This is a genomic window from Zhengella sedimenti (genome assembly GCF_046506625.1).
Classification (GTDB): Bacteria; Pseudomonadota; Alphaproteobacteria; order Rhizobiales; family Rhizobiaceae; genus Zhengella; species Zhengella sedimenti.
Genome location: NZ_JBKFFP010000011.1, coordinates 25,613 through 50,935 on the forward strand (window position 1 = coordinate 25,613; position 25,323 = coordinate 50,935).

The window sequence follows — 25,323 nt, forward strand, 5'->3', positions numbered from 1 at the left end:
GGCCGGCAGGCACGCCAGCAAACCGTACTATTCCAGTCCTTCACAAAAAGGAAAAGCCGAACATGGAAGAATCCGCCGAGCAAAGGCTTGCCGCCATGGGGATCGAACTGCCCGCGCCAGCCGCGCCGGCGGCCAACTACGTCGCCTTCATGCAATCGGGCAATCTGCTGTTCACAGCCGGGCAATTGCCGCTGAAGGACGGCAAGCTTGCCGCGAGCGGACTTGTCGGCCGCGATCTCGACACGGCAGCCGGTGCGGAAGCCGCGAAATGGTGCGCGGTCAACATCCTGGCGCAGGCGCGAATGGCGCTGGGATCCCTGGACCGCGTCGCGCGGATCGTGAAGATCACGGTCTTCGTCGCATCCGAACCCGGTTTCACCGAGCAGCACCTCGTCGCCAACGGTGCTTCCGACCTGCTCGTCGCTGCCCTCGGCGACAAGGGCCGCCACGCCCGCTCGGCGGTCGGCATGGCGGCCTTGCCGCTCAACGCGCCCGTCGAGGTCGAGGCCGTCATCGAGGTTGCCTGATCCATGAAACCCTTCCGGGAATGGCTGACCGAGCGCCCCGTTGCCCACCGCGGCCTGCATGATCTCAATCGCCATGTCTGGGAAAACACGATGGCGGCCTTCGACGCCGCCATCGCCGGTTCCTATGCCATCGAATGCGATGTGCGTTTGACGCGCGACGGTGTCCCCGTCGTCTTTCACGACGACAACCTCAAGCGCCTTGCCGGACGCGACGGCCTCGTACACGAGACCGGATCGGCAGAAATGCTGGCAATGAGGGTCGGCAGCACAGCCCAGCGCGTGCCCTCGCTGGAAGCAATGCTCGCGCGCGTGGCGGGCCGGGTTCCGCTGGTCATCGAACTCAAGGGCGTCGAAGGGCACGACGAAGGCCTTGTGTCCGCCGTAGGCCGTCTGCTGACCGGCTATGACGGTCCTGCGTGCATCATGTCCTTCGATCATTGGCTGGTGCGGCGGTTCCGCACCGAGGCACCCGGCATTCCGGCCGGCCTGACCGCCATGGGCTTGCGGCCGGAGCAATTGGAGCGTCACTTCAGCATGCTGGCACATGATATTGACTTCGCGTCATTCTATATCGACGAGATCGACAATCCTTTCGTCCGCATGATGCGGGAGAAGCTCAATCGTCCGGTCATATCCTGGACGGTGCGCACCGCACGACAGGTCGCCGCCTCACGCGCTCTGGCTGACCAGATGACCTTCGAGGGCTTCGATCCGGACACGACGGACGGCAATTGAGCAAAGCCATGCTTGCCGCGCGCCGCCCCTGCGATATGTCTTTCCCATGACCGGGGCCGCACCGACACAGCCGGACGATTTCAGCCTGCGCGCCATCGCGGGAATGGACGGCTTCGACTCCATGCAATGGGCCTCCCTTTCCGGGACGAGCCGGACCGGGCCCGGCACCTACAACCCCTTCCTCTCCCATGCCTTCCTTTCCGCCCTGGAGGAATCCGGCTGTGTCGCCCGCGAGACCGGCTGGCTGCCGCGCCACCTTGCCCTTGAAGCCCCGGACGGACGGCTGGTCGGGGCTACTCCCTGCTATCTGAAATCGCACAGCCAGGGCGAGTATGTCTTCGATCACGGCTGGGCCGATGCCTTCGAGCGCGCCGGCGGACGCTATTATCCCAAGCTGCAGGTCTCCATTCCCTTCACGCCCGCCACGGGCCCGCGCCTGCTTGCGCCCAAGGGCGCCGCACGCGAAGGCGTGCAGGCGGCGCTTGCCGAGGGGCTCAAGACCTTTGCCGGCCAGTTGGGTGTCTCTTCGGCCCACGTCACCTTCGCTCCGCAGGAGGAAGTGCGGATCCTGCAGGATCGCGGCTTCCTGCACCGCATCGACCAGCAGTTCCACTTCACCAATGACGGCTATGGCAACTACGACGATTTTCTCTCCACCCTCGCCTCCCGCAAGCGCAAGGCGCTGAAGAAGGAACGCCGCGCCGCGCTGGAAAACGGTATTTCCATCGAATGGCTGACAGGGCGCGACCTGACCGAAAGCGTCTGGGACGATTTCCATGCCTTCTACATGGACACCGGCAGCCGCAAATGGGGCCGGCCCTATCTCAACCGCATCTTCTTTTCCCTCATCGGCGAACGGATGGCCGATGACATCCTGCTCGTGATGGCGCGCCGAAACGGGCGCTACATCGCCGGCGCGATCAATTTCATCGGCGCCAGTACCCTGTTTGGCCGTCACTGGGGCTGCGTCGAGGATCATCCTTTCCTGCATTTCGAGGTCTGCTATCACCAGGCCATCGATTTCGCCATTGCCAAGGGATTGCGCACCGTCGAGGCGGGAGCCCAGGGTGAACACAAGCTGGCCCGCGGCTACCTGCCGGTGATGACGCACTCTGCCCACTGGATCGAACACGAGGGTTTGCGCAACGCCGTCGCCGACTACCTGGAGCATGAACGCCGGCAGGTGCGCGGTCTTGGCGATCTGCTTGCAGGTAATGCCCCATTCCGTAAAACCGGTGACGGTGCCTTGCGGTGACGCATTCGTGCCTTGTTTTGCCTTCAGGCCATTGACGAAACACCGGCAGACCCGGATTCTGCCTGCCTGACCACACTGCCACAAACGGAATCCCTGTTATCGAAAAGACCGTTCTCATAACCCCCATGCACCGCGTCTTCTATGTCAGCACCGCAAACCAGCCATGCCGTTACGACGGGTGGAGCATGAAGCGCGTCGATGGCCTCGATTTCAAGGAATTGCTTGACGCGGCCATGGAGGACTGATCATCCCTTCCTCGCATGGCCGCAACACAGGATAAGAGGAACCCATGTCCGCCGTCTATGACAATGACAACGTCTTCGCCAGAATCCTGCGGGGGGAGATTCCCTCGCACAAGCTCTACGAGGATGACGAGACCTTCGCCTTCATGGACATCATGCCGCGTGGAGACGGCCATTGCCTTGTGATCCCGAAACGGCCCGCCCGCAACATCCTTGATGTCGATCCGGACAGCTATGCCGCTGTCGGCCGGACGGTTCAGAAACTTGCGCGCGCGGTGGTAAAGGCCTTCGGTGCCGACGGCGTCACCATCCAGCAGTTCAATGAACCGGCGGGCGGACAGGTGGTGTTCCACCTGCATGTTCACGTGATTCCCCGCTTTGACGGCGTCAAGCTCAAGCCGCATACCGGCGACATGGAAGACCAGGGTGTCCTGGCGTCCAATGCGGAAAAGATTCGCGCCGCACTGACCGCCGACTGAAGCCGGATGGCGTTTTCAGGTGGCGGTTGCGACCATGCCCGCCACCAGCGCCGCCTCGGCCGCCAGGATGCCGAAGATCATCCGTTTTCCGGTAACGAGATAGACCGCGAAGCCGGCCGCCAGCGCCCCGATCCGGACCGCAACCGGCAGCGTCGCCAGCGGCCCTTGCGGATAGACGACGAGATTGCCGATGACCGCTGCCACCAGCGCGGTGGCAATGCAGCGAACCAGAACGAGCCAGCGCGACGTCTCGTCCAGCCGCCCGCCGAGTGCAACGCCCGCCCAGCGCCAGAGGTCGGTCGGCAACCAGCCGGCAACCGCAATGAAGACGAAGGGCCACCACCAGGCATTGTCGCCCTGGAGCACCGTCATCGGCCACCCTCCGTCCTGGAAGTGAAGACGTGGAAGGCGAATGCCGCGAGGCCCGCGATCAGCCCGGCTGCCAGCAGGTCGAAGCCTGGCAGGACCGGATGCAGGACCGGGCCCAGCACCATTCCTGCCAGCATGGCCCCGTGGCTTGCCCGCTCACGCGCCGACGACCAAAGCGAGAACAGGAAATAGGCCGGGGTCAGGAAGACCAGCGCCGCCGCGGCCAGTGGCGGCAGGGCTGCCGCCGTGCCGTAGACGATCACGAGGACAACCAGCATGGCAGCGATCAGCGTGCAGCCGATACCGCCGTAGAAAGCCGTGCGCCGGTCGCGCGGAACATCGCGGAACCGCTCCATGGCAAGAACCCAGGAGGTCACGGCCACGAAGTGCGAAAGCAGGTAGAGCACCCAGCGCCGTGTCCGGCCGGTGCGCATTTCGGGAACGATGGCGACCACCATCGGCATCAGCCGGACGGATGTGAGCGTCACCGCGATGGCCGCCGCCGGCAGCGACGCGCCCGACGCCATGGCACCGAGCAGCACGATCTGGGCCGGAAGCGCCCAGATGATCGCGGTCATGAACATGGCCTCGGCCAGTGACAGCCCCGTGTCGCGGGCGATGGCGCCGAAACCGATAAAGGCCCCGCACAGGATCAGGCCCGGCAGTGAAAGGGCCGCGCGCGCGCCGTGCAGGAACCACCGGCCGGCGCTGCCGGGCGGCTCGTCGGTCTGGACTGGTTCGGGAGGCAATGCGGACGACATGAACCGCGCATAGCATTCCCGCATGGATGGCGCGATGCGAAAAAACCTGTCTTCCGGATCAAGCCGTTTTCACCGGAAAAGCAAACGGGCCGCTCGGAAGCGGCCCGCCTGAAACATGTTTAAAGCCGGTCAGCCCTTGCGGGGCACCTGCGGAACACCGGCGCGGCGTGGTGCCTTGCCGCCCTCGTCGGGCTTGACCGCGGGCTTCGCGGCCTTGGCGCGCGGCTTTTTTGCAGCCTTCGGCTTGGCCGCCGTTTTCGGCTTGCCTTCCGGGTCTTCCTTCTTCGGCTTGACAGGGACGTCGTCGGCAATCGTTTCGAGCTTCAGGGCGGTCTTGCCGTCTTCCTTCTCCTCGACGCCGACCCGCACCGTTCCGCCCTTCTTGAGCTTGCCGAAAAGCACTTCCTCGGCCAGCGGCTTCTTGATGTGCTCCTGGATCACCCGGCCGAGCGGACGTGCGCCCATGCGTTCGTCGTAACCGCGCTCGGCCAGCCATTCGATGGCGTCCTGGGTCAGGTCGAAGGTCACGCCGCGTTCGGACAGTTGCGCCTCGAGCTGCATGACGAATTTCTGCACGACCTTGTGGATCACCGGCACCGGCAGCGAGCCGAACGGGATGATCGCATCGAGGCGGTTGCGGAATTCCGGCGTGAACAGCTTGTTGATCGCCTCCATGTCGTCGCCTTCGCGCTTCGACGAGCCGAAGCCGATGGCGGCCTTGGCCATGTCGGACGCGCCGGCATTGGTCGTCATGATCAGGATGACGTTTCGGAAGTCGATCTTCTTGCCGTTGTGGTCGGTCAGCTTGCCGTGGTCCATGACCTGCAGCAGGATGTTGAACAGGTCCGGATGCGCCTTCTCGATCTCGTCGAGCAGCAGCACGCAGTGGGGATGCTGGTCGACGCCGTCGGTCAGCAGGCCGCCCTGGTCGAAGCCGACATAGCCGGGAGGAGCGCCGATCAGCCGCGAGACCGTGTGACGCTCCATGTATTCCGACATGTCGAAACGCAGAAGCTCGACGCCGAGCGAAGAGGCAAGCTGCTTGGCCACTTCCGTCTTGCCGACGCCCGTCGGACCGGAGAACAGGTAGCAGCCGATCGGCTTGTCGGGCTCGCGCAGTCCGGCGCGCGCCAGCTTGATGGAGGAAGCCAGCGCCTCGATGGCCAGGTCCTGGCCGTAGACCGTGGTCTTGAGCTTCGATTCCAGCCCCGCCAGCACTGCCTCGTCGTCGGCCGAAACCGACTTGGGCGGAATGCGCGCCATCGTGGCCACGGTCTCCTCGATCTCCTTGACGCCGATCTGCTTGCGCCTTTTTGAGACCGGCAAAAGCATTTGCGACGCTCCGGTCTCGTCGATCACGTCGATCGCCTTGTCCGGCAGCTTGCGGTCCGAGATGTAGCGGGCCGAAAGCTCCACGGCCGCCTTGATGGCGTCATTGGTGAACTTCACCTTGTGGAAGTCCTCGAAATAGGGCTTCAGGCCCTTCATGATCTCGATGGCGTCTTCCAGCGTCGGTTCGTTGACGTCGATCTTCTGGAACCGGCGAACCAGCGCGCGATCCTTCTCGAAGAACTGCCGATACTCCTTGTAGGTGGTGGAACCGATGCAGCGGATGGCGCCCGAGGACAGGGCCGGCTTGAGAAGGTTCGAGGCGTCCATCGCCCCGCCCGACGTCGCGCCGGCGCCGATCACCGTATGGATCTCGTCGATGAACAGCACGGCGCCCGGGAAATTTTCCAGTTCCTTGACCACCTGCTTGAGGCGCTCCTCGAAATCGCCGCGGTAGCGCGTTCCGGCAAGCAGCGTGCCCATGTCGAGGGAGAAGATCGTCGCGTCCTTCAGCACTTCCGGCACGTCGCCTTCGACGATGCGCTTGGCAAGGCCCTCGGCAATCGCCGTCTTGCCCACACCGGGATCGCCGACATAGAGCGGATTGTTCTTGGAACGGCGGCACAGCACCTGGATGGTGCGGCTGATCTCGGCGGCGCGCCCGATCAGCGGGTCGATCTTGCCGGCCCGCGCCTTGTCGTTGAGATTGACGCAATAGGCGCTGAGCGCGTCCTGCTGCTTCTTCTTCGCGCCCGCATCCTCCTCGTTGCTGCCGGTCGGCGGAGTGCTCTGCTCTTCTTCCGCCCCGCGCGGAGGACGGCTCTGGCTTGCGCCGGGCCGCTTGGCGATACCGTGCGAAATGTAATTGACCGCATCGTAACGGGTCATCTCCTGCTCCTGCAGGAAATAGGCCGCATGGCTTTCCCGTTCGGCGAAGATGGCGACGAGCACGTTCGCACCCGAAACCTCCTCGCGGCCCGATGACTGGACATGGATCACCGCGCGCTGGATGACGCGTTGGAAACCGGCCGTCGGCTTGGAATCCTCATCGTAGCCGGTGACCAGATTGTCCAGTTCCGTGTCCAGATAGTGGGTGATCGTGCGCCGCAACTCGTCGAGATCGACGTTGCAGGCCCGCATCACCGCGGCGGCATCCTGATCTTCGAGCAGCGCCAGCAGAAGATGCTCCAGCGTGGCGTATTCGTGGTGCCGATCATTGGCGAATGTCAGGGCCTGGTGCAGCGCTCTTTCGAGGCTTTGCGAGAAAGCCGGCATGAAATCCTCACTTTTTCTCCATCACGCATTGCAATGGATGCTGGTGCTGGCGCGCGAAGTCCATGACCTGGGATACCTTGGTCTCCGCGACCTCGTAGGTGTAGACGCCACATTCGCCGACACCGTGATTGTGAACATGGAGCATGATCCTTGTGGCGTTTTCGCGATCCTTGAAAAAGAACCGTTCAAGCACGTGGATGACGAACTCCATCGGCGTGTAGTCGTCGTTGAGCAGGAGGACACGGTAGAGGCTGGGCTTCTTCGTCTTCGGCTTCGTGCGCGTGATGACCGACGTCCCGCGCCCGGTTCCGCCGCCCTGCCCGTCCTCGCCGTTCATCCGCACCGAGTGCCTTTCCGCTGTCAACATCATTGCTATGCCCGGGCCCGGTTCGTTCTTCGTCCTGTCACGTCATCAACATGTAGTCTGTCTGGTCTGGATTTTAAGGCCTGGCCAGCGCCTTGCAAGGGCCACCGGCATACCCTGCGCCAAGTTTTCGATCCCGTGCGGAATAGGCTCAACGTTCGCTTTGTCCTGACAAAACAAAAAGCTCCGCCGCTTCACGCGACGGAGCCGGTCATTGCGCTGGTTCCGGCAGAAGAAAGCCGGCGTCGCCTTACTTGGCCTTGGACATGGCCGATTCGAACGGCTTGTAGGCTTCCTTGGCGAGATCGGCATAAAGGTCGCTCATCTTTGCCGTCTGGGCCACGAACTGCTCGTAGGCGCTCTTGGCATATTCGCTCTGCAGTTCGATGGCCTTGTCCATGGACTTCACGCCGGACAGCTTCTCGAAGTAGCCCGAACCCATTTCCATGGACTTCTTGGCATACTCGGCGGATTCGGTGGCGATGGTCTGGAACGCCTGCGAAAGGGACGCGAACGACTTCAGGCCGCTGTCCATCATTTCCTTGGAGGCGGCGTTCATCTCGTCGAAATTCTTCATCATGGGGTTGTCCTCTCGATGCTGGGCAAACCGGATTGTTGCGATGCACATACAATAGTGTGCAATGCACAATCCGTCAAGTGAATTGCTGCAATTCAGGGAGGAACGGCCGGCTCGCAACAATTAATGATTAAGTCAATCATTCAGCGATTCCGAAAAATCCGGTTCACACCTCGCTTACCATAAACGGATTGGTAACGCTGTTCCCGCAGGATGCCCCTGTCCGTTCGGGCGGCCCGGCCGTCCCTGACAGGAAACCCCGAACCTTCCAGGTGCAATCTTGCGTGCATTCCTTGTCTCGATAGTCTCCCTCGCCCGAAAGGCATCCGCCGCGACGCTGGCCGGATTGACCGTGGCCGGCCTGGTTGCGGCAACCGTTCCGGGCCATGCCGGATCGAAGTATGCCGGCATCGTCGTGGACGCCAACACGGGCAAGACGCTCTACGAATCCAGCGCGGATTCGCTGCGATATCCCGCATCCCTGACAAAGATGATGACGCTTTACATCGCCTTCGAGGCGCTGAAGAGCGGCAAGGTCTCCAAGACCACGCGCATCCCCGTCTCCGCCTATGCCGCCGGCCGCCCGCCGTCGAAGCTGGGCCTGAGGCCGGGCCAGACGATCACGCTGGAATCCGCGATCTACGCGCTCGTCACCAAGTCAGCCAATGACGTCGCTTCCGCGCTGGGTGAATACTTCGGCGGTTCGGAAGCCGGCTTCGCCAGGATCATGACCGCGAAGGCCCGGTCGCTGGGCATGAACCGCACGGTCTTCCGCAATCCGCACGGCCTGCCTGACGCACGCCAGGTCACGACCGCGCGCGACATGGCCCGTCTCGGTATCGCCCTGCGCGAGCATTTCCCGGAATATTACGGCTACTTCTCCACCCGTGTGTTCAACTACGGCAAACGGCGTTACCGCAACCACAACCGGCTTCTCGGCAAGGTTCGCGGCGTCGACGGCATCAAGACCGGATACACCCGCGCGTCCGGCTTCAACCTCGTATCCTCGGTGCGCAGCGGCGATCGCAGCATCGTGGCCGTGGTCATGGGAGGGCGCACCGGAGCAAGCCGCAACGCCCAGATGAAGAAACTGATCGCCGCCTACCTGCCCAAGGCATCGACCCGCGATCGCGGCAATCTCGTTGCCAGGGGCAAGGCAGCGAATGTTAAGGTCGCGGGCCTCCCCGTGCTTCCGCGCACCGATATTCCCGTTCCCGCGCCCAAACCCGTGTCGGTTGCCAATACCGAAACCATTGCCAGCGCATCCTCGACCCCCCTTGTCGATCCCGTGCGCACCGCCGCCGTCGCGCCCGTCACGCAAAGGGCCGCTGAGGCACAGGGTTGGGTTGTCCAGGTCGCCTCCTTGGCCTCGCGGGATGAGGCCTTGGCCTTCCTGGACAGCGTTCGCGGCAAGGCCGGGCCCATTCTCGCCAGCGCCGAAGGTTTCACCTCGACCTTCGAGAAGGACGGTACGCTCTATTATCGTGCCCGGTTCGGCGGCTTTGCCGGCAAGGATGCGGCCTGGAAGGCCTGTTCCAGCCTCAAGCGCCGGAAGATCAACTGCTACGCCACCGAGCAGTAGCTGCCCGTTTCGCGGGCGTCGGGGAACCGGCGCCGGCAAGGTCCGCCCCTTCTCTCCGGGGCTTTGTATTGCGTCGTTCGGAGAAAACGCCATGACACAGCAGAACCATGTGTCCGCCACGGGACCCAGCGCCGGACCGGCGCCGGCGCCTGCCAACGCCCTCCTGACTGCCCGCGATGCATTGGCGGCCGGGCGGAAGCCTGTTCGCCTGCGCACCCGCGATCTCGTCGGGCTGCTGATCAGCCACGGGGCCCGCGCCATGCGCCAGTCCCGTGCACCGGTCTGCGTGCGGCTCCGGGTGCTTGCCCCGCGCGGCGGCGTGGCCGTCCGGTACAGTTATCGGGGCTGACGGCGCAGGGCTCAGTCGGCGAAGATGTCAGGCAATGCGATCGTGTCGCCGGAACACGCCGTGAATTGCCTCCGGCGTTCGGCCCGGCGCAAGCCTTCCTCACCGATCGGCAGGCGCAGCGCGGCGACAAGCTGGCGGATTTCCTGACGCGCGGCCAGATGCGAAAGCGTCGGCCGGGCACCGAGAACGCGATCGTCGAGTTCGTCCAGCGCCGTCAACCCGAGCGGAAAGAACTCCCTGAAGATGACGCGCTCGGATATCCCGTCGGCCAAGCGGAAGCCAAGCCGTGCAGAAAACTTGCGCAAGCCATCATCGACCTTCATTTCGTTGCGCGATGAAATGGGCGACATGCGGTTTCGAACGACCACCCAGTCCAGCATGGTGTTGTCGGCGGCCCGGCGCTCGCGCCGCGCATCCCTCACCGACTGGGCATAGGGCGAAACATCCACAACATCGCCGGAAACAGGGTCGATCCTGGCAAGCACGTCGAGATCGACGAAACTGTCGTTAACCGGTGTGATCAATGTGTCGCAGATGCGATGGGCGAGCCGGTTGAGGTAGGTATCGGCTCCCGGCGTGTCGATGATGACGAAATCGTGCCGGTGCTCGATATCGGACAGCGCAGCCGTCAAGGCGCGCATCTCGGCGCTTTCGGCATCGGCCACCAGGGCGCGGCGAATGGCCGGGACATGGAAATGCTGCGGCATTTCAAGCGCCAGGCCGGCTGCGGCAGCCCAGCGGCGGCGGTTTTCCAGATAGCGGGTGAGCGATAGCTGCCGGCCATCCAGGTCTATCGTCGCCACGCGATTGCCCGCCTTCAGCAGGAAGACGGCGACATGCATGGCGGTCGTGGACTTGCCCGAACCGCCCTTTTCATTGCCGCAGACGATCACATGGGCCGCTGTGCGGCTCCTGCCCGGCGTCGGCCTGGACGAAGCAGAAATGAACATTTCCAGATCCCCGGCACAATGCGTGCAGGGAAAGACTGCCTCTTGAAGCGTGAGGTTGCAAGTTTTCGGCGACCCCGGACGCAAATACCTGCCGGATTGGTAAACCCTGGCCGGCTCCCGGGAGGGGACGGGCGGTCAGGTCACAGCAGTCCGAGTTCCGACAATTCGCTTTCCAGTTCCGCGGGCAGCATTCCGTCGGCGTTTCCGGAAAGATCGGCCGGCGCATCTTCCGGCTTGAGATAGCGCCAGCCCTGGAAAGGCCGTTTCGGCACGGGCCTTGTGCGCACAAGGTCCGTTTCCAGAACCAGCCGGCAGCGTTGCACGCCGTCTTCAGCCTGGAATGTCTCGATGTCGATGAACTTCTGGCGGCACAGGATCATGCCCTTGATGACCCAGTAGATCGATCCGCCTGCGAGGATCTCGGGAATGCGGCGCGGCACCATGCGGGTCGTGTGCCAGTATTTTTCGCCAAGCCCGGCGGCGCGCGCCTGCGCGCAGCGATGCGCGATCCAGCCTTCAAGATCGTCCACGCTTTCCGTGCCGACCGACAGTTTGAGCAGGTGAAGGGTCATGGCGTCAGTATCTATCCGACCCGTGCCGGCATTCAAGCGATCTCTCACACGTTCTCCACAGGCGGCGTTCGTCGCCGGCTGCTTCAGCACTCCGGTACGTTGACGGCCAGTCCGCCAAGCGCTGTCTCCTTGTAGCGGCTGTCCATGTCGCGGCCTGTTTCGGCCATGGTGCGGATGCAGGCATCCAGCGAGACGATGTGCGCCCCGTCGCCGCGCATGGCCAGCGAAGCCGCCGTTACGGCCTTGACCGCCCCAAGCGCGTTCCGCTCGATGCATGGCACCTGGACGAGGCCCGCCACCGGGTCGCAGGTCATGCCGAGATGGTGTTCCAGAGCGATCTCGGCCGCATTCTCCACCTGTTCAGGCGTTCCGCCCATCACGGCCGCCAGACCTGCCGCGGCCATGGCAGAGGCCGAACCCACCTCGCCCTGGCAGCCGACTTCCGCGCCGGAAATGGATGCGTTGTGCTTGATGATCCCCCCGACCGCCGCCGCCGTGAGAAGGAATTCGCGCCGCTGGACATGGTCCATGCCGTCATGGAATCGCATGGCGTATTTGAGAACCGCCGGCACAACCCCGGCCGCGCCATTGGTCGGCGCCGTGACGACCTTGCCGCCCGCGGCGTTCTCCTCGTTGACGGCCATCGCGTAGACCGACAGCCAATCGTTCGCCGCCATCGGGTTGAGGCGGTTCGACAGGCTTTCCTCGTTCAGCCGCGCATGCATCGCGGCGGCCCGGCGGCGCACCTTCAGGCCACCGGGCAATTCGCCGTGTGCCGCAAGGCCGCGTTCGATGCACGCATTCATCGCCTCCCAGATACGGTCGAGACCGCCATCGAGGTCAGCCCGCGCCATGCGTGCTTCCTCGTTGGCCCTTTTCATGGCCGCGATGGACCGCCCGCTGTCCCGCGCCATCGCCAGCATCTCGGCGGCATTGGAAAAGGGAAATGGCGCACCCGGCCGCTCCTCGGGTCCGGGACCCTGGTGGACCGTGTTGAGTTCGTCCTCGGTCACCACGAAGCCGCCGCCGACCGAGTAGTAGACCCGGCGCAGCAACACGCGCCCGTCCTCGTCATGGGCCTGGAAGGCCATCCCGTTGGCATGACCGGGCAGCGGGTTCCTGCGGTCGATCACAAGGTCGGCGTCCGGATCGAACCGGTAGGCCGGATGTCCTTCAGGCCTCACCATGCGCTCCGCCGCAACGCGTTCAACCACGCGTTCAGCCTCGTCCGGATCGATCTGCGAGGGCGCGTGGCCGTCAAGCCCCAGCAACACGGCCCTGTCGGTCGCGTGACCCCGCGCCGTGAAGGCCAGCGAGCCGTGCAGGCTCGCGGAAAGCTGCGTGACGCGAGCCCCGGCAGGCCGCGGCCATGACCCGCCCTTCACTTCCTCGAGGAAGCGCCGCGCCGCGTTCATGGGCCCCATAGTATGCGAACTCGAAGGCCCGAGACCGATCTTGAACAGATCGAATACCGAAAGGAACATGCACCATCTCTCTGTGCTGCGGGACCACCCCGCTCCGTCTTGCGGAATGCTGCATGGAAGATACACGCTTTTACCGGCCGGAACCGCCATGGGCTTGGCAATTGGCGACACGGCAAAAGAAAAACGCCGGTGCGTCAAGCACCGGCGCCTTTCGGCATTTTATATCCCGGAGAAATCAGTTTGTGGCGACAACCGAAACGGTATCCGCGCCACCGAACAGCCAAGCCAGCAAAATCACGCTGGCAAACGCCGCCACTGCCCAGGCTGTGACGCCCCAGCAGCTTTTCTGAACGGTATCGTCCATGAATGGTCCTGTCTTGCTGTTACCCCGCAGGTCGCCGCCGGCAAGACGGCCTGTGCAACCCGTGAAGCGGACCGATACGCCCCCATGCCGTGCAATGCAAGCCGAAAAACGGCGCAAAAAAGGCTCGCCGCTTTTTCTGCTGCAGCGCAACATGAGCAACATGCTGAAATGTTTTATATTTTCGAGATAACGAAAGTTTACCGACTGATAACATCTGCGGCGGAATCGTGATCCGAGCGGCGGGTCATGGAAGTTCCGGCCTGTGGAAAAGCCCCGACATGGCCTGCAAGGGAATCGGCATGGACGGTCTTGCCAGACCGCAACCGGCATGAAATGACCAGCGCGCGAAACAGCCGGAAGGACACGGGCACCATGGACAAGAGCGATACCGATCTGCTCCGGCGGACCATCCTGAACCTGGTTGCCGGGCGTGGACCTGGGAAGTCGATCTGCCCGTCGGAGGCCGCGCGCGCGATCGCCGGTCCGGACGAAAAGCAATGGCGGCTCCTGATGAAACCCTTGCGCGCCGAGGCCGTCGCCATGGCGAAGGCGGGACGGATCGTCATCCTGCGCAAGGGCAAGCCGGTCGATCCCGGCGATTTCAGGGGCGTGTACCGTATCGCCCTTCCAGGCGGCGGTCAGGGCGACGGGAACAGCTGAGGGATTCGCCCCGTAAGATAGTAGGCGGTCAGGCCGATCCATTCCCTCAGGCCCAGCGTCAGTTCGTCAAGCGCGTCGACAGGCGCCCGGCGCGCCATGCCGAACCCGGCCGGACCCGGCGTGCGGTAATCGACCGGCCATGGCGTGACGGCGAAGCCGGCCATGCGGAAAAGCGCCATGGAGCGAGGCATGTGGAAGGCCGAGGTGACGAGCAGCCATGTCTCGCCCTCTTTTGGCGCCAGAAGATCGTAGCTGTAGCGGGCATTTTCCGCGGTATTGCGCGAACGGTTCTCCAGTACCAGCCGGTCGCGCTCCACGCCCAGCGCCGTCATCAGCCGTCCGGCGCTGTCGGCATCCCCCTCGCCATAGGCGATCAAGGCTCCGGAACCGCCCGAAATCACCAGTTTCGCCTGCGGATAGCGGCGCGCCAGGATCGCGCCCTCGACGAACCGGTCTCCGGCATCCTCCAGCTCGTGCCCGCCGCGCGCCAGGTTGACGGCTCCCGCCATTCCGCCCCCAAGCACGATGATTCCCGTAACTATTTCAGGGGGCGGGTCCGGCCTCGGGAACCGCTCCTCCAGCGGATTGAGGAGCATCTGGCCCGCATTGGTCCAGCCGCCCGCGACGAGCAGGAGAAGCCCGAGCGACGACATGACGACCGCCGCGCGCCGCCAGTTCATGAGCGCGGCAAGGGCCGTCGCCAGCATGATGAGAAACAGCAGGCCCAGCGGCTGGATGACGAACCAGGCCATCTTCGACAGGTAAAAGAACATCGGCGCCTATTCCTTCCGCCGCCGTCCGCGCCGTGGCGCGGCTTTCGCCGGAGCCGTGGCTGCGTCGCGGATATCCACCGGCGTACGCATGATCACCTCGCGATGCGGGAACGGAATGCCGACACCGTTTTCCTTGAAGGTATCCCACAAGGCCATCATCACGGCCCCGCGGACATTCGTGAGGCCTGCCTGTGGATCGGCAATCCAGAAACGCAGCACGAAGTCGAGCGAACTGTCCCCGAAACCGGTCAGCCAGCAGACCGGCGAGGGATGCGACTGCACCCGGGGTGCCGCCCCCTTGCAGGCCTCGACGGCCAGCTTCGAGACCTCGTGCGGATCGGAATCGTAGGATACCCCGAACTCCACGTCGAGACGGACAAGCTGGTCGCTGAACGACCAGTTCACCACGCGGTTGGTGATGAACTCCTCGTTCGGGATCAGGTATTCCCGCCCGTCCCGCGTGACGACGGAAACGAACCGGGCCCGCAATTCGCGGATCCAGCCGAAGGTCTCGTTGAGCGAGATCGTGTCGCCCGGCTTGATCGACCGATCGAGCAGGATGATGATTCCGCTGATGAAGTTCGAGACGACCTTCTGCAGGCCGAAGCCGAGCCCAACCCCGACCGCGCCTGAAAACACGGTCAGTGCCGTCAGGTCGATCCCCAGCGACGACAGCGCGACCGCACCGGCCACCAGCACCAGCATGATCTTGATGATCTTGCCGAGGAGAACGCGCAGCGATGGCGTCAGGTCATCGCTCATTTGCAGGCGCCGGTCGATGAAATTGCCGAAGGCCGTGGCGAGCCACAGCGTCGCACCGAGGGCGAACAACGCCTGCAGGGCGAACCATGCCGAGATGCGGGTCTTGCCGATGCTGAGCGCAAGGCTGTCGAGCATCGCCTGGATCTGCCCGGAGATGCCCAGCACGATGATCGCCGCCCAGATCCAGCCCGCATAGGCGACGACCCGCGCCAATGTCCGGTTGCGAATGACCCGCGAGAGCACCGAGATCACCAGCCAGAGCGAGGCCAGCGACAGGATGAGCTCGATCAGCCAGGAGCGGCTCGGCCATGTTGCCGCCCGCATCACCGCGAGTGTCAGCGCCATGGCCAGCACGAAAATCACCCATTCGGAGCGCCGCAGCAGCGCGACGATCATGCGCAGCAAACCGGGATTGCCCCGGATGCGCCGCGCGCGCTCCTCAAGTGCCGGCTCGACCCTGAGCGAGATGAGCCAGGCCAGCAGGAACACCCAGGCAGCGAGCGCCAGCTGGATTCCGGTCCACACGGGATCCATGGAGCCGATCAGTCCTTCGAAGTGCCGCGCCGCGGCGGAAAGCAGATCGGCGACCGTTTCGCTCATGCGGCATCCCAGACGGGAGAGAAGTCGAAATTGCAGATACGGTCATTGCGCTGGCGAAGCGCCGAGATGGCGGCCATTTCCTCCTCCGACAGGGCGAAGTCGAACACGGCGAGGTTCTCGGCAAGCCTTTCCGGCCGCGATGTCCGGGGAATCGCGATGACCCCCTTCTGCTGGACGTGCCAGCGCAGCACGATCTGGCCAGGTGAGCGTCCATGCGCCGCCGCTGCGTCGCGCACCGCCGGCTCCTCGAACAGCGCCCCGCCGCGATAGAGCGGGCAATAGGAAGTCATCGCCATCCCGTTGGCCGCCAGCATAGCCCTCATCTTTTCCTGGTTCAGATAGGGATGATACTCGACCTGGTTGCAGACCAGCGGCGCTTCGCTCAGGTCGATGGCCTGGGCCAGAAGCGCGGTCGGAAAGTTGGAAACGCCGATATGCCGGGTCATGCCGGAGGATCTCACTGCATTCAGCGCACGGATCGAATCGGACAATGCAATGGCGGGGTTCGGCCAGTGGATCAGAAACAGGTCGACCTGGTCGACGCCGAGCCGCTTGAGGCTGGCCTCGGCCGAACGTTGCAGGTCGCCATCCCCGATATCGGTGAACCATACCTTGGTCGTCAGGAAATAATCCTCGCGTGGAAGGCCGGACGCGCGCAGGCCTTCGCCGACCGCTTCCTCGTTGCGGTACATCGCGGCCGTATCCACATGGCGGTAGCCCACGCGCAATGCTTCGGCCACCATGCCGGCGCAATGATCGCCTTCCAGGGTCCAAGTTCCCATGCCGATGGCCGGAATGGCAGCACCCTTCGCTTCAACTCTGTGCATGTTTCACTCGCTCCCTCGTTCATTGCGATTGACCGGGACGCACCCGGTTGAAATACCTGTCATTCATGATGGAAACGCAGTCTATGGCATCGGGGGCGACGGGCAAGGGCCGCATAGCGGCAATCGATGCGGCGCGAGCCATCGCGCTGGCCGCGATGGCAATCTACCACTTCACCTGGGACCTCGAATTCTTCGGCTATGTGGAGGCGGGAACCGCGGCAAGCGGCGGCTGGAAGCTCTTCGCCCGCTGCATTGCCGGCTCCTTCCTTGTCCTGGCAGGCATGGGCCTGGTGCTCGGCCACGGGCAAGCCATGCGGTGGCGCTCCTATCTGGTGCGGCTGGCGCGCGTGGCCGCCGCCGCCGCCCTGATCACGCTGGTCACCTGGTTCGCCATGCCGGATACCTTCATCTTCTTCGGCATCCTTCACCAGATTGCCCTGGCCGGGGTCCTCGGCCTGGCATTCCTGCGGTTGCCGTGGTTCGCCACCGCCCTCGCAGCGTTGGCGATCATCGCCCTGCCCCAGGTCTTTCGCGATCCGGCCTTTGCCGCGCCCTGGTTGCGCTGGACGGGGCTGGCACCGTTTCCGCCCAACTCCAACGACTACGTCCCCGTCTTCCCCTGGACGGGAATCGTGCTTGCGGGCATGGCGCTGGCGCAACTGGGGCTCGCGCGGGGCTGGTTCGAGGCTCTGCGCCGGACCCGGCTGAATGCGCGCGTGCCGGCATGGCTTGCCTGGCCGGGCCGTCACAGCCTCGCGGTCTACCTTCTCCATCAGCCGCTTCTCATCGCACTTGTCTGGACCTGGGCCCAGTTTTTTCCTCCGGCCGTCACCGTCGGCGATGCGCGGCCCGGCTGCGAGGCGCAATGCATGCAGACCAACGACGAAGCCTTTTGCCGGGCATGGTGCCTTTGCGTCCTTGACGAACTGGATGCGCGCGGCATGCTCGCACCGGCACTGAGCGGCCGGCCCTCGCCGGATGCGCAGGACGCCATCGAAACCGCGCGTGCCATCTGCCAGGCGCGAACAGGAACAGGAGAGCAATCACGATGACCGGCGATCTGGAACGGCCCAACCGGATACCCTGGCCGCCTCTCCTCTATGGCGTGGCCATTCTCGCAGCCATCGGCGCTCAATTCGTGCTGCCGCTCGGTCTCGGCTGGATCCCGCGTCCCTTTTCCGACATCCTGTTCGCCATTGGATGGCTGGTGATTGCCGGCGCGCTGGCGCTGGATTTCTCTGCCATGGCGGCCATGCGCAAGGCGCGGACGACAATCCTTCCCCACAAGCGCTCCGATCACCTTGTCAGTTCCGGTCCCTTCAGGATCACCCGCAACCCCATCTATCTTGGTAATACCATGCTGATGATCGGTGTGGGCCTCGTCTCCGGCATTGCCTGGTTCATCCTGCTGGCCTTTGTGGCCGCCTTCGCCACGCAGAAGCTGGCCATCGAACGCGAGGAGGCGCATCTGACCCACCGCTTCGGCAAGCCCTACCGCGATTACATGAAGAAGGTCCGCCGCTGGATCTGACCGGCCGGGGGAACCGGTGCACCCGGCGGCATCAGGTGCTCACGCCCAGTTCCGCCATGCGCTCCAGGCAGGCCTCCTCGGCCCGGTCGAGTTCGGCCAGCGTTTCCTCGAGGTCGCGCCGTTTCTGACGCAATTCCTCGCGCCGTTCCTCGATCTTGGCGATGATCGTCTTCAATTGCCCGCCCTCGCCGGGCGGTTCGCGGTACATCTGGATGATGTCGCGAATCTCGGCGATGGAAAAGCCGAGCCGTTTGCCGCGCATGATCTGCTTGATCAGGTGCCGGTCGGCCGGCCGGTAGAGGCGTGTGCGCCCGCGCCGGAACGGCTGGATCAAACCCTCGTCCTCGTAGAAGCGCAGGGTCCGGGTGGACACGCCGAATTCCTTGGTGAGTTCCGTGATGGTGTAGAATTCGCGCATGCTTGCAGCCCGTTCACGATGGCATCCTGGCACAAGTCTGCATAACCCTTACGTAAAAGTCAAATAGCCAACCGAACCGCTTCGCCCGCCCCCGCTTCGGCCGGAGAGATCAACGTGTCCTCAGCCGATTGCGAACCACCACGCCGCCAGCGCCAGGAATGCGAAGAAACCGACGACATCCGTCACCGTGGTGACGAAGACGCCGGAGGCAATGGCCGGATCGGCGCCAACCCTGTCGAGCAGAAGCGGTATCAGGATGCCGGCCAGCGCCGCGGCCAGCATGTTGACGACCATGGCCATGGCGATCACCGCGCCAAGGCCCGGACTTGAGAACCACAGCGCCGCCACCACGCCGATGATGATGGCAAAGAGGATGCCGTTCACCATGCCGACCATGGTCTCGCGCCGGATGACCCGGCCGGCATTGTAGATGTCGATGTCCTTGGTGGCGAGCGCGCGCACCGCCACCGTCATGGTTTGCGTGGCGGCATTACCGCCCATCGAGGCAACGATCGGCATCAGCACGGCCAGCGCGACCATCTGCTCGATGGTTGCATCGAACAGCCCGATCACCAGCGAAGCGAGAACGGCCGTGCCGAGATTGATCAGCAGCCAGAGAAAGCGCGAGCGCGCGGCCTCGGCCACGCTGTCGGAGAGCTCCTCGTCACCGACGCCGCCCATGCGCTTAATGTCCTCCTCGGCCTCCTGCTGGATGACGTCGACGACATCGTCAATGGTCAGCACGCCGACAAGCCGTTCGTTCTCGTCCACCACGGCGGCCGACAGCAGGTCGTATTGCTCGAAGACCTGCGCCGCCTCCTCCTGGTCCATCGTCGCCGGAATGGCATGGCGCGTCTCGTGCATCACCTCCTCGACCTTGGTGCCGCGCTTGGTACGCAGGATGCGGTCGAGGTTGACCGCGCCGACCAGCCGGAAGGTCGGGTCGATGACGAAGATCTGCGAGAAACTGTCGGGCAGGTCCTTGTCCTCGCGCATGTAGTCGATCGTCTGCCCGACCGTCCAGAAGGGCGGCACGGCGACGAACTCCGACTGCATGCGCCGGCCGGCCGTTTCTTCCGGATAGTCGAGGGAGCGGCGCAGCCGGATGCGCTCGGTGAACGGCAGCTTGGAGAGGATCTCTTCCTGGTCTGCCTCTTCGAGGTCTTCGAGGATGTAGACCGCGTCGTCGGAATCCAGTTCCTGGACGGCCTGCGCGATCTGGTCGTTGGGCAGCGATTCCACGATCTGGAGGCGGATCGCCTCGTCCACCTCGGTCAGCGCGGCGAAGTCGAAATCCGTGCCCAGCAGTTCCACCAGCCCCCGGCGTTGATCCGGGAGCAGCGCTTCGAGGAGGTCCGCGAGTTCCGATTCATGCAGTTCGCTGGCGTCGCGCTTCAGCGTGATGGTATCGCGGTCGGCAATCGCTGCGCCTATGTGCGCCAGGTAGGACGCGCGCACATAGCCTTCATCGTCGTAGATGTCGGCCCCGGTCAGGCTCTCACCGGCGTCAGCCGGGACTTTTTCCAACTCTTCGTCTGACACCCCGCCCTCCATCCGACTCGCGCATCCACGCTCCTGTCTAGAGCAACATTTTCACCGATTGAAGGCATGGGACCGGTGTTTTAGCGTTGGGATGAAACTGCTTTCGTCCAAATCCCGTATCAAGGAGTCATGATAGACCGGAGGGAGGCTGCCATGCACGCTGCCACGAACCGCAGGATGTTCCTATTCGCCGCAGCGGCACTTCTTGCCGCGCCCGCCATGGCGCAGACGCAGGAGGAAATCACCGCGGCGCAATCGGCCATTTCCGGACAGATGGAGGCCTTCCTTGCCGATGACGGGGCCGCCGCCTATTCCTATGCCGCGCCCAATATAAAGCGGTTGTTCCCGTCCGTGGACGGATTCATGGGCATGGTCGACAGCGGCTACCAGCCCGTGCGCCGGCCGTCCGCCTATGCCTTCGGCAAGTCGATACCGCTTGGCACCGGCGATTTCCTGCAGGAGGTGCTGATCACGGGACCTGACGGCAAGGGCTGGCGGGCGCTTTACCGGATGCAGTTGCAGGCTGACGGCTCCTGGAAGATCGCCGGCGTCTCGCTCAAGTCGGCCGACCTGCCATCCGCCTGATCAGTTCGCCTCGGAAATGAAGCCGAAGGTCCGCAGGGCGAGGAAGGCGATGCCGGAGGACATCGCGCCGACGAACACGCCCCAGCTTGTGTCGGTGATTGCGACCACCGGATCGTACCCCTTGAGGACCGCAAGGTTGGTGCCGTTATAGGTCAGGTAGGTAAAGAGCCCGAACAGGGCGCCATTGACCACCGCCGTGGACAGGGCGCCGGAGTTCATCGCCGGGACAAGCGCGAACCAGACAAGGCCGGCCACCCAGATCACGTAGAACACGGCAGCCACGCCCATGCGGGGCTGGTCGAGAAGCAGTCCGTCCATCCGGCTCCAGTAGAAGTTCTTGGCGACGTAGCCCAGCCAGATGAAATCGAGGACCAGGAAGACCGCCATGGCGGCGAGGTAGGCGACAGCATATTTCACCTTGGTTGCTCCTTCGGGCTATGTCTGCAACCGGGATACGCGCCGCGCGCCATCGCGGTTCTGTCCCGCTCCGCAAAAACACGGGCGCCCGCGGATCGGTCTCACAACGGCGCCATGTCGCCCTTCTGCCAGCCGGCCTGTGTCTGCGCCATGTAGTCGCCATAGCGCCCTGCCTCGATGGCGTCGCGCGCGCCCTGCATCAACCGCTGGTAATAGGCCAGGTTGTTCCAGGTCAGCAGCATGCCGGCCAGCGCCTCGCCGGAGCGGACGAGATGATGAAGGTAGGCCCGCGAATAGTCGCGCGAGGCGGGACAACCGCTTTCGGGGTCGAGCGGGCGCGGGTCTTCGGCATGGCGGGCATTGCGCAGGTTGATCTTGCCGAAACGCGTATAGGCCAGCCCGTGCCGCCCGGCGCGTGTCGGCATCACGCAATCAAACATGTCGATGCCGCGCGCTACCGATTTCAGGATGTCGTCCGGTGTGCCGACCCCCATGAGGTAGCGCGGCTTTTCGCCGGGCAGCACCGGGCAGACGGCGTCCAGCATCTCCAGCATCACCGCCTGCGGCTCGCCCACTGCCAGCCCGCCCACCGCATAGCCCTTCAGGTCCATGGCCTTCAGCGCCTCGGCGGAGCGGACACGCAGTGCAGGCACGTCGCCGCCCTGCACGATGCCGAACATCGCCTTGCCGGGCTGGTCGCCGAAGGCCGTCTTGCAGCGCTCCGCCCAGCGCAGCGACAATTCCATGGCGCGCTCGACATCGCCGACCTCGGCGGGCAGGCGGATGCACTCGTCAAGCTGCATCTGGATATCGGAATCCAGAAGCCCCTGGATCTCGATGGAGCGCTCGGGCGTCATCTCGTACTTCACGCCGTCGATATGCGACTTGAAGGTCACGCCGCGTTCGTCGAGCTTGCGCAGCGCGGCCAGCGACATGACCTGGAATCCGCCGCTGTCGGTGAGGATCGGATGCGGCCAGCGGGCAAATTCATGCAGGCCACCCAGCCGCGCCACCCGCTCGGCGCCGGGCCGGAGCATGAGGTGATAGGTGTTGCCCAGGATGATGTCGGCGCCGAGGTCGCGCACCTGGTCCATGTACATGGCCTTCACCGTGCCGCCCGTGCCGACCGGCATGAAGGCCGGCGTGCGGATGGTGCCGCGCGGCATGGTGATCTCGCCGCGTCGCGCGCCGCCGTTCGTGGCAAGGAGAGTGAAGGTGAATTCGCTGCTCATGACGTTCGCATTCCCCGTTTCGTTCGTCAGTTCCCTTGCCCGTCCAGATCCTGATCCGCAAGGACTGAACGCCATGGCCGGCCGTTGCCACGCCCGCTTTCGCGTCTGGCCATTGCTTCAGGAGGAAAGACAGGCGGTCACCATCCCGCGTGTCTGAGAACAATTCATGCGATCCGGTGACCGCCTGCCGCATGTCTGTTCGCCGCCGCTCCGCCTTCCGTCCTTCCCGGCCTGTCCGGCCCGTGAACGGAGGTTTCGTGCCCCTCTGCCGCTGCCGGACATGACCGGCATCGGCGGGCCGCCCGCGATAGGGCGTTGACCAAAGGCCCATTGCAGGCCACGCGGAAGGCGCAACCGTCCGCCCGCCGCCGTCAACCATGCCTGCCCCCGCGTTTCCCGGTTCATGACCCGCGTTCCCGTGAAGGCAGCCGGACGAGGATAGCCCAGGCCAGGCACGGTGTGGAAAGGACATTCAGTCCTTTCGGAAAAGCAGGCTCGAATCGCCATAGGAATAGAAACGGTAACCGCTCGCGATGGCGTGGTCATAGGCCGCGCGCATGGTTTCCAGCCCGCTGAAGGCCGAAACCAGCATGAACAGCGTGGAACGCGGCAGGTGGAAATTCGTCATCAAAACGTCGATGAAGCGGAAACGGTAGCCGGGTGTGATGAAGATGTCCGTCGGGCCGGACCATTCATGCAGCCGCCCCGTCTCATCCGCCGCGCTTTCCAGCAGCCGCAGCGACGTGGTGCCCACCGAGACGATGCGCCCGCCCCGCGCCTTGACCGCATTGAGCGCGCTCGCGGTCTCGCCGCTCACATGGCCGATTTCCGAATGCATCCGGTGATCGCGCGTATCGTCCGCCTTGACCGGCAGGAACGTCCCCGCGCCGACATGCAGCGTCACGAAATGCCGCTCGATGCCGCGCGCCTCAAGCCGTTCCATCAGGCGCGGCGTGAAATGCAATCCTGCGGTCGGGGCCGCCACCGCACCTTCCTCGCGGGCATAGATCGTCTGGTAATCGGACCGGTCGCGCTCGTCCTCGGGCCGCTTCGAGGCGATATAGGGGGGCAGCGGCACATGGCCGACCGCGTGCAGCGCCTCGTCCAGGGCCGGGCCGGACAGGTCGAAGACAAGCTCCACGTCGCCCCCCTCTCCCTTTTCGCCCGCCGTCGCCTCCAAGGTTCCGAGGAAACAGGCATTGCCCTCGTGGCCGAAGCGGATGCGGTCGCCTGCCCTCACCCGCTTGCCGGGCTTCAGGAAAGCCTGCCAGCGGTCCGGGCCGGTGCGCATGTGCAGCGTGGCCGAGACACGCGCCTCGCCGCCGTCGCGAACGCGCACACCCTCAAGCTGCGCCGGGATGACGCGCGTATCGTTGAAGACGAGTGCATCACCCGGTTCCAGCAAGTCAGCCAGGTCGAGCACACTGCGATCCTCAAGCCCGCTGCCGGGCCGCACGACCAGCATGCGGGCCGCATCGCGCGGCTCGGCAGGCCGCAGGGCAATGGCGCTTTCGGGGAGCTTGAAATCGAAAAGATCAACACGCATGGACGGGCCTTTACAGCATTCCACGGTCTCGTCAAATCACCGGCCGCGCCGGAAGATGCCGGAAACGAAACGGTAGCGGGCATGGGCCCCACCGGACATGCCAAGGGCGCCGGCCTGGCCGGCGCCCTTTTTGTTCCGCAAACCGGCGCCGCTGGCTCAGGCGTCGGCGGCGACCTTCATCGAGACGATGGAATCGGGATCCTGCACGGGCTCGCCGCGCTTGATTTTGTCGACATGCTCCATGCCCTCGATCACCTGGCCCCAGACCGTGTACTGGCGGTTCAGGAAGCCCGCGTCCTCGAAGCAGATGAAGAACTGCGAATTGGCCGAGTTCGGGTTCATGGCACGCGCCATCGAGCAGGTGCCGCGCGCGTGGTTCATGTTGGAGAATTCGGCCTTGAGGTCCGGCTTGTCGGAGCCGCCCATGCCGGCGCGCGAAGGGTTGTAATCCTTGCCGCCCTTCTTTCCGTAACGCACGTCGCCCGTCTGCGCCATGAAGCCGTCGATGACGCGGTGGAAGACGACGCCGTCATAGGCGCCCTCGCGGGCCAGTTCCTTGATGCGGCCGACATGCCCGGGCGCAAGGTCCGGAAACATCTCGATGACAACCCTGCCCTGCGTGGTCTCCATGACCAGCGTGTTTTCCGGATCCTTGATCTCAGCCATTGCCTCTACCTTCCTGCTTTGATTCGATGAATTCAGTCTTCCACCCGCACCTTGATCATGCGGTCGGGCTCCTGCACGGCGCCATTGGCGGCGCGGCTGCCCTTCTTGATGGCGTGCACATGCTCCATGCCGCTCTCCACCGTGCCGACCACGGTATACTGTCCGTTCAGGTGCGGCGCCGGCGCGAACATGATGAAGAATTGCGAGTTGGCCGAATTCGGGTCGGACGAGCGCGCCATGCCGACCGCCCCTTCCTCGAATGCGGCGTCGGAGAATTCCGCCGGCAGGTCGGGCATGTCCGAACCGCCGGTGCCGACCATGCGCGGATCGAACCCGTCTTCCATGTCGCCGAACTGAACGTCGCCGGTCTGGGCCATGAAGCCGTCGATCACGCGGTGAAAGGCGACATTGTCATAGGCGCCCGATTCGGCAAGCGCCTTCATCCGCTCGACATGCTTCGGCGCCAGGTCGTCGGCCAGGTCGATGACGACGTCCCCGTCCTTCAGCGTGATGACGAGCTTGGAGGCGAAGGCCGGCAGGGCGGAAAGGCTCATGGAAGCGGCAAGGGCCGCGGCGGCGGCAAGGCGCAGGATCGACATGGGTCAGGTCT

29 protein-coding genes are annotated in these 25,323 nt (G+C 64.3%); 11 read left to right on the plus strand and 18 right to left on the minus strand.

Annotation, left to right across the window (positions count from 1 at the left end; all coding sequences use genetic code 11):
• The first annotated feature begins 62 nt into the window (after nt 1-62).
• From ACLB6G_RS19830 to ACLB6G_RS19845, 4 genes are all read left to right on the plus strand, one after another.
• Nucleotides 63-527 carry a RidA family protein gene (locus ACLB6G_RS19830; protein ID WP_410357869.1) on the plus strand — a complete coding sequence of 155 codons (465 nt, stop codon included), beginning with the start codon at nt 63-65 and terminating at the stop codon, nt 525-527.
• Between the two features lie 3 nt (nt 528-530).
• Nucleotides 531-1,262: a glycerophosphodiester phosphodiesterase gene (locus ACLB6G_RS19835; RefSeq protein WP_410357870.1), complete on the plus strand. Its 732-nt coding sequence runs from the start codon at nt 531-533 to the stop codon at nt 1,260-1,262.
• 103 nt (nt 1,263-1,365) lie between these two features.
• Nucleotides 1,366-2,517 carry a GNAT family N-acetyltransferase gene (locus ACLB6G_RS19840; protein WP_410357947.1) on the plus strand — a complete coding sequence of 384 codons (1,152 nt, stop codon included), beginning with the start codon at nt 1,366-1,368 and terminating at the stop codon, nt 2,515-2,517.
• Between the two features lie 289 nt (nt 2,518-2,806).
• On the plus strand, nt 2,807-3,238 hold the full coding sequence (locus ACLB6G_RS19845; protein WP_410357871.1) for an HIT family protein: 432 nt from the start codon (nt 2,807-2,809) through the stop codon (nt 3,236-3,238).
• Between the two features lie 15 nt (nt 3,239-3,253).
• On the opposite strand, the gene ACLB6G_RS19850 is transcribed toward ACLB6G_RS19845, so the two are convergent.
• The 5 genes from ACLB6G_RS19850 to ACLB6G_RS19870 all read right to left on the minus strand — a co-directional run bounded on the left by ACLB6G_RS19850 (nt 3,254) and on the right by ACLB6G_RS19870 (nt 7,916).
• Nucleotides 3,254-3,610, minus strand: a complete 357-nt coding sequence (locus tag ACLB6G_RS19850; protein ID WP_410357872.1) for an AzlD domain-containing protein — start codon at nt 3,608-3,610, stop codon at nt 3,254-3,256.
• The gene (locus ACLB6G_RS19855; RefSeq protein WP_410357873.1) at nt 3,607-4,368 is read right to left on the minus strand and encodes an AzlC family ABC transporter permease; all 762 of its coding nucleotides are present in this window, start codon (nt 4,366-4,368) and stop codon (nt 3,607-3,609) included. Before ACLB6G_RS19855 ends, ACLB6G_RS19850 begins: the two co-directional genes overlap by 4 nt.
• A gap of 129 nt (nt 4,369-4,497) precedes the next feature.
• Complete coding sequence (clpA, locus tag ACLB6G_RS19860) at nt 4,498-6,972, minus strand: ATP-dependent Clp protease ATP-binding subunit ClpA (protein ID WP_410357874.1); 2,475 nt, start codon at nt 6,970-6,972, stop codon at nt 4,498-4,500.
• Between the two features lie 7 nt (nt 6,973-6,979).
• Nucleotides 6,980-7,309, minus strand: coding sequence for an ATP-dependent Clp protease adapter ClpS (gene clpS, locus ACLB6G_RS19865; protein WP_410357948.1), 330 nt, complete (start codon nt 7,307-7,309; stop codon nt 6,980-6,982).
• 277 nt (nt 7,310-7,586) lie between these two features.
• Nucleotides 7,587-7,916, minus strand: coding sequence for a phasin family protein (locus ACLB6G_RS19870; RefSeq protein WP_410357875.1), 330 nt, complete (start codon nt 7,914-7,916; stop codon nt 7,587-7,589).
• 277 nt (nt 7,917-8,193) lie between these two features.
• On the opposite strand from ACLB6G_RS19870, the gene ACLB6G_RS19875 reads away from it, so the two are divergent.
• Entirely contained in the window at nt 8,194-9,495 is a 1,302-nt protein-coding gene (locus tag ACLB6G_RS19875; RefSeq protein ID WP_410357876.1) for an SPOR domain-containing protein, read from the plus strand.
• 91 nt (nt 9,496-9,586) lie between these two features.
• Entirely contained in the window at nt 9,587-9,844 is a 258-nt protein-coding gene (locus ACLB6G_RS19880; RefSeq protein ID WP_410357877.1) for a hypothetical protein, read from the plus strand.
• An 11-nt stretch (nt 9,845-9,855) separates the two neighbouring features.
• On the opposite strand, the gene ACLB6G_RS19885 is transcribed toward ACLB6G_RS19880, so the two are convergent.
• The 3 genes from ACLB6G_RS19885 to ACLB6G_RS19895 all read right to left on the minus strand — a co-directional run bounded on the left by ACLB6G_RS19885 (nt 9,856) and on the right by ACLB6G_RS19895 (nt 12,850).
• Nucleotides 9,856-10,794, minus strand: a complete 939-nt coding sequence (locus ACLB6G_RS19885) for a division plane positioning ATPase MipZ (RefSeq protein ID WP_410357878.1) — start codon at nt 10,792-10,794, stop codon at nt 9,856-9,858.
• A gap of 140 nt (nt 10,795-10,934) precedes the next feature.
• Nucleotides 10,935-11,366, minus strand: a complete 432-nt coding sequence (locus tag ACLB6G_RS19890; protein ID WP_410357879.1) for a DUF1489 family protein — start codon at nt 11,364-11,366, stop codon at nt 10,935-10,937.
• Between the two features lie 83 nt (nt 11,367-11,449).
• The gene (locus ACLB6G_RS19895) at nt 11,450-12,850 is read right to left on the minus strand and encodes an L-serine ammonia-lyase (protein WP_410357880.1); all 1,401 of its coding nucleotides are present in this window, start codon (nt 12,848-12,850) and stop codon (nt 11,450-11,452) included.
• Between the two features lie 88 nt (nt 12,851-12,938).
• Here ACLB6G_RS19895 and ACLB6G_RS19900 point away from each other — a divergent pair, with 88 nt between their 5' ends.
• Both ACLB6G_RS19900 and ACLB6G_RS19905 read left to right on the plus strand, forming a co-directional pair.
• Entirely contained in the window at nt 12,939-13,385 is a 447-nt protein-coding gene (locus tag ACLB6G_RS19900; protein WP_410357951.1) for a hypothetical protein, read from the plus strand.
• A gap of 141 nt (nt 13,386-13,526) precedes the next feature.
• Nucleotides 13,527-13,814, plus strand: a complete 288-nt coding sequence (locus tag ACLB6G_RS19905; RefSeq protein ID WP_410357881.1) for a DUF3253 domain-containing protein — start codon at nt 13,527-13,529, stop codon at nt 13,812-13,814.
• Here the strand turns inward: ACLB6G_RS19905 and ACLB6G_RS19910 are convergent.
• The 3 genes from ACLB6G_RS19910 to ACLB6G_RS19920 form a co-directional block, all read right to left on the minus strand.
• Nucleotides 13,793-14,587: a YdcF family protein gene (locus ACLB6G_RS19910; RefSeq protein ID WP_410357882.1), complete on the minus strand. Its 795-nt coding sequence runs from the start codon at nt 14,585-14,587 to the stop codon at nt 13,793-13,795. The genes ACLB6G_RS19905 and ACLB6G_RS19910 overlap by 22 nt on opposite strands.
• Before the next feature lie 6 nt (nt 14,588-14,593).
• Complete coding sequence (locus ACLB6G_RS19915; protein ID WP_410357949.1) at nt 14,594-15,883, minus strand: mechanosensitive ion channel family protein; 1,290 nt, start codon at nt 15,881-15,883, stop codon at nt 14,594-14,596.
• Between the two features lie 62 nt (nt 15,884-15,945).
• A complete protein-coding gene (locus ACLB6G_RS19920; protein ID WP_410357883.1) occupies nt 15,946-16,776 on the minus strand; it encodes an aldo/keto reductase in 831 nt (276 codons plus the stop codon).
• 83 nt (nt 16,777-16,859) lie between these two features.
• Between ACLB6G_RS19920 and ACLB6G_RS19925 the strand changes: the two genes are divergently transcribed.
• Together ACLB6G_RS19925 and ACLB6G_RS19930 are read left to right on the plus strand one after the other, a co-directional pair.
• A complete protein-coding gene (locus tag ACLB6G_RS19925) occupies nt 16,860-17,828 on the plus strand; it encodes a heparan-alpha-glucosaminide N-acetyltransferase (RefSeq protein ID WP_410357884.1) in 969 nt (322 codons plus the stop codon).
• On the plus strand, nt 17,825-18,307 hold the full coding sequence (locus ACLB6G_RS19930) for a methyltransferase family protein (RefSeq protein ID WP_410357885.1): 483 nt from the start codon (nt 17,825-17,827) through the stop codon (nt 18,305-18,307). Before ACLB6G_RS19925 ends, ACLB6G_RS19930 begins: the two co-directional genes overlap by 4 nt.
• Before the next feature lie 31 nt (nt 18,308-18,338).
• Here ACLB6G_RS19930 and ACLB6G_RS19935 read toward each other — a convergent pair whose 3' ends face one another.
• A complete protein-coding gene (locus ACLB6G_RS19935; protein WP_410357886.1) occupies nt 18,339-18,725 on the minus strand; it encodes a MerR family transcriptional regulator in 387 nt (128 codons plus the stop codon).
• Between the two features lie 120 nt (nt 18,726-18,845).
• Nucleotides 18,846-20,279: a magnesium transporter gene (gene mgtE, locus ACLB6G_RS19940; RefSeq protein ID WP_410357887.1), complete on the minus strand. Its 1,434-nt coding sequence runs from the start codon at nt 20,277-20,279 to the stop codon at nt 18,846-18,848.
• Between the two features lie 141 nt (nt 20,280-20,420).
• On the opposite strand from mgtE, the gene ACLB6G_RS19945 reads away from it, so the two are divergent.
• Nucleotides 20,421-20,852 carry a DUF4864 domain-containing protein gene (locus ACLB6G_RS19945; RefSeq protein ID WP_410357888.1) on the plus strand — a complete coding sequence of 144 codons (432 nt, stop codon included), beginning with the start codon at nt 20,421-20,423 and terminating at the stop codon, nt 20,850-20,852.
• Here ACLB6G_RS19945 and ACLB6G_RS19950 read toward each other — a convergent pair whose 3' ends face one another.
• From ACLB6G_RS19950 to ACLB6G_RS19970, 5 genes are all read right to left on the minus strand, one after another.
• A complete protein-coding gene (locus ACLB6G_RS19950; protein ID WP_410357889.1) occupies nt 20,853-21,269 on the minus strand; it encodes a DUF2177 family protein in 417 nt (138 codons plus the stop codon). It abuts the gene before it with no gap.
• Between the two features lie 101 nt (nt 21,270-21,370).
• Nucleotides 21,371-22,501, minus strand: coding sequence for a tRNA guanosine(34) transglycosylase Tgt (gene tgt / locus ACLB6G_RS19955; RefSeq protein WP_410357890.1), 1,131 nt, complete (start codon nt 22,499-22,501; stop codon nt 21,371-21,373).
• A 472-nt stretch (nt 22,502-22,973) separates the two neighbouring features.
• Nucleotides 22,974-24,047 carry a tRNA preQ1(34) S-adenosylmethionine ribosyltransferase-isomerase QueA gene (queA, locus tag ACLB6G_RS19960; protein WP_410357891.1) on the minus strand — a complete coding sequence of 358 codons (1,074 nt, stop codon included), beginning with the start codon at nt 24,045-24,047 and terminating at the stop codon, nt 22,974-22,976.
• Between the two features lie 156 nt (nt 24,048-24,203).
• Nucleotides 24,204-24,713 (minus strand): peptidylprolyl isomerase, encoded by a 510-nt coding sequence (locus tag ACLB6G_RS19965; protein WP_410357892.1) that lies wholly within the window; start codon nt 24,711-24,713, stop codon nt 24,204-24,206.
• 32 nt (nt 24,714-24,745) lie between these two features.
• On the minus strand, nt 24,746-25,312 hold the full coding sequence (locus tag ACLB6G_RS19970) for a peptidylprolyl isomerase (RefSeq protein WP_410357893.1): 567 nt from the start codon (nt 25,310-25,312) through the stop codon (nt 24,746-24,748).
• Nucleotides 25,313-25,323: the final 11 nt, after the last annotated feature.

Bases quoted from the DNA above. Each gene is read 5' to 3' on its own strand.
- ACLB6G_RS19830 (WP_410357869.1), top strand. From the start codon at position 63: ATGGAAGAATCCGCCGAGCAAAGGCTTGCCGCCATGGGGATCGAACTG.
- ACLB6G_RS19835 (WP_410357870.1), top strand. From the start codon at position 531: ATGAAACCCTTCCGGGAATGGCTGACCGAGCGCCCCGTTGCCCACCGC.
- ACLB6G_RS19840 (WP_410357947.1), top strand. From the start codon at position 1,366: ATGGACGGCTTCGACTCCATGCAATGGGCCTCCCTTTCCGGGACGAGC.
- ACLB6G_RS19845 (WP_410357871.1), top strand. From the start codon at position 2,807: ATGTCCGCCGTCTATGACAATGACAACGTCTTCGCCAGAATCCTGCGG.
- ACLB6G_RS19850 (WP_410357872.1), bottom strand. From the start codon at position 3,610: ATGACGGTGCTCCAGGGCGACAATGCCTGGTGGTGGCCCTTCGTCTTC.
- ACLB6G_RS19855 (WP_410357873.1), bottom strand. From the start codon at position 4,368: ATGTCGTCCGCATTGCCTCCCGAACCAGTCCAGACCGACGAGCCGCCC.
- clpA (WP_410357874.1), bottom strand. From the start codon at position 6,972: ATGCCGGCTTTCTCGCAAAGCCTCGAAAGAGCGCTGCACCAGGCCCTG.
- clpS (WP_410357948.1), bottom strand. From the start codon at position 7,309: ATGAACGGCGAGGACGGGCAGGGCGGCGGAACCGGGCGCGGGACGTCG.
- ACLB6G_RS19870 (WP_410357875.1), bottom strand. From the start codon at position 7,916: ATGATGAAGAATTTCGACGAGATGAACGCCGCCTCCAAGGAAATGATG.
- ACLB6G_RS19880 (WP_410357877.1), top strand. From the start codon at position 9,587: ATGACACAGCAGAACCATGTGTCCGCCACGGGACCCAGCGCCGGACCG.
- ACLB6G_RS19885 (WP_410357878.1), bottom strand. From the start codon at position 10,794: ATGTTCATTTCTGCTTCGTCCAGGCCGACGCCGGGCAGGAGCCGCACA.
- ACLB6G_RS19890 (WP_410357879.1), bottom strand. From the start codon at position 11,366: ATGACCCTTCACCTGCTCAAACTGTCGGTCGGCACGGAAAGCGTGGAC.
- ACLB6G_RS19895 (WP_410357880.1), bottom strand. From the start codon at position 12,850: ATGTTCCTTTCGGTATTCGATCTGTTCAAGATCGGTCTCGGGCCTTCG.
- ACLB6G_RS19900 (WP_410357951.1), top strand. From the start codon at position 12,939: ATGGGCTTGGCAATTGGCGACACGGCAAAAGAAAAACGCCGGTGCGTC.
- ACLB6G_RS19905 (WP_410357881.1), top strand. From the start codon at position 13,527: ATGGACAAGAGCGATACCGATCTGCTCCGGCGGACCATCCTGAACCTG.
- ACLB6G_RS19910 (WP_410357882.1), bottom strand. From the start codon at position 14,587: ATGTTCTTTTACCTGTCGAAGATGGCCTGGTTCGTCATCCAGCCGCTG.
- ACLB6G_RS19915 (WP_410357949.1), bottom strand. From the start codon at position 15,883: ATGGATCCCGTGTGGACCGGAATCCAGCTGGCGCTCGCTGCCTGGGTG.
- ACLB6G_RS19920 (WP_410357883.1), bottom strand. From the start codon at position 16,776: ATGCACAGAGTTGAAGCGAAGGGTGCTGCCATTCCGGCCATCGGCATG.
- ACLB6G_RS19925 (WP_410357884.1), top strand. From the start codon at position 16,860: ATGGCATCGGGGGCGACGGGCAAGGGCCGCATAGCGGCAATCGATGCG.
- ACLB6G_RS19930 (WP_410357885.1), top strand. From the start codon at position 17,825: ATGACCGGCGATCTGGAACGGCCCAACCGGATACCCTGGCCGCCTCTC.
- ACLB6G_RS19935 (WP_410357886.1), bottom strand. From the start codon at position 18,725: ATGCGCGAATTCTACACCATCACGGAACTCACCAAGGAATTCGGCGTG.
- mgtE (WP_410357887.1), bottom strand. From the start codon at position 20,279: ATGGAGGGCGGGGTGTCAGACGAAGAGTTGGAAAAAGTCCCGGCTGAC.
- ACLB6G_RS19945 (WP_410357888.1), top strand. From the start codon at position 20,421: ATGCACGCTGCCACGAACCGCAGGATGTTCCTATTCGCCGCAGCGGCA.
- tgt (WP_410357890.1), bottom strand. From the start codon at position 22,501: ATGAGCAGCGAATTCACCTTCACTCTCCTTGCCACGAACGGCGGCGCG.
- queA (WP_410357891.1), bottom strand. From the start codon at position 24,047: ATGCGTGTTGATCTTTTCGATTTCAAGCTCCCCGAAAGCGCCATTGCC.
- ACLB6G_RS19965 (WP_410357892.1), bottom strand. From the start codon at position 24,713: ATGGCTGAGATCAAGGATCCGGAAAACACGCTGGTCATGGAGACCACG.
- ACLB6G_RS19970 (WP_410357893.1), bottom strand. From the start codon at position 25,312: ATGTCGATCCTGCGCCTTGCCGCCGCCGCGGCCCTTGCCGCTTCCATG.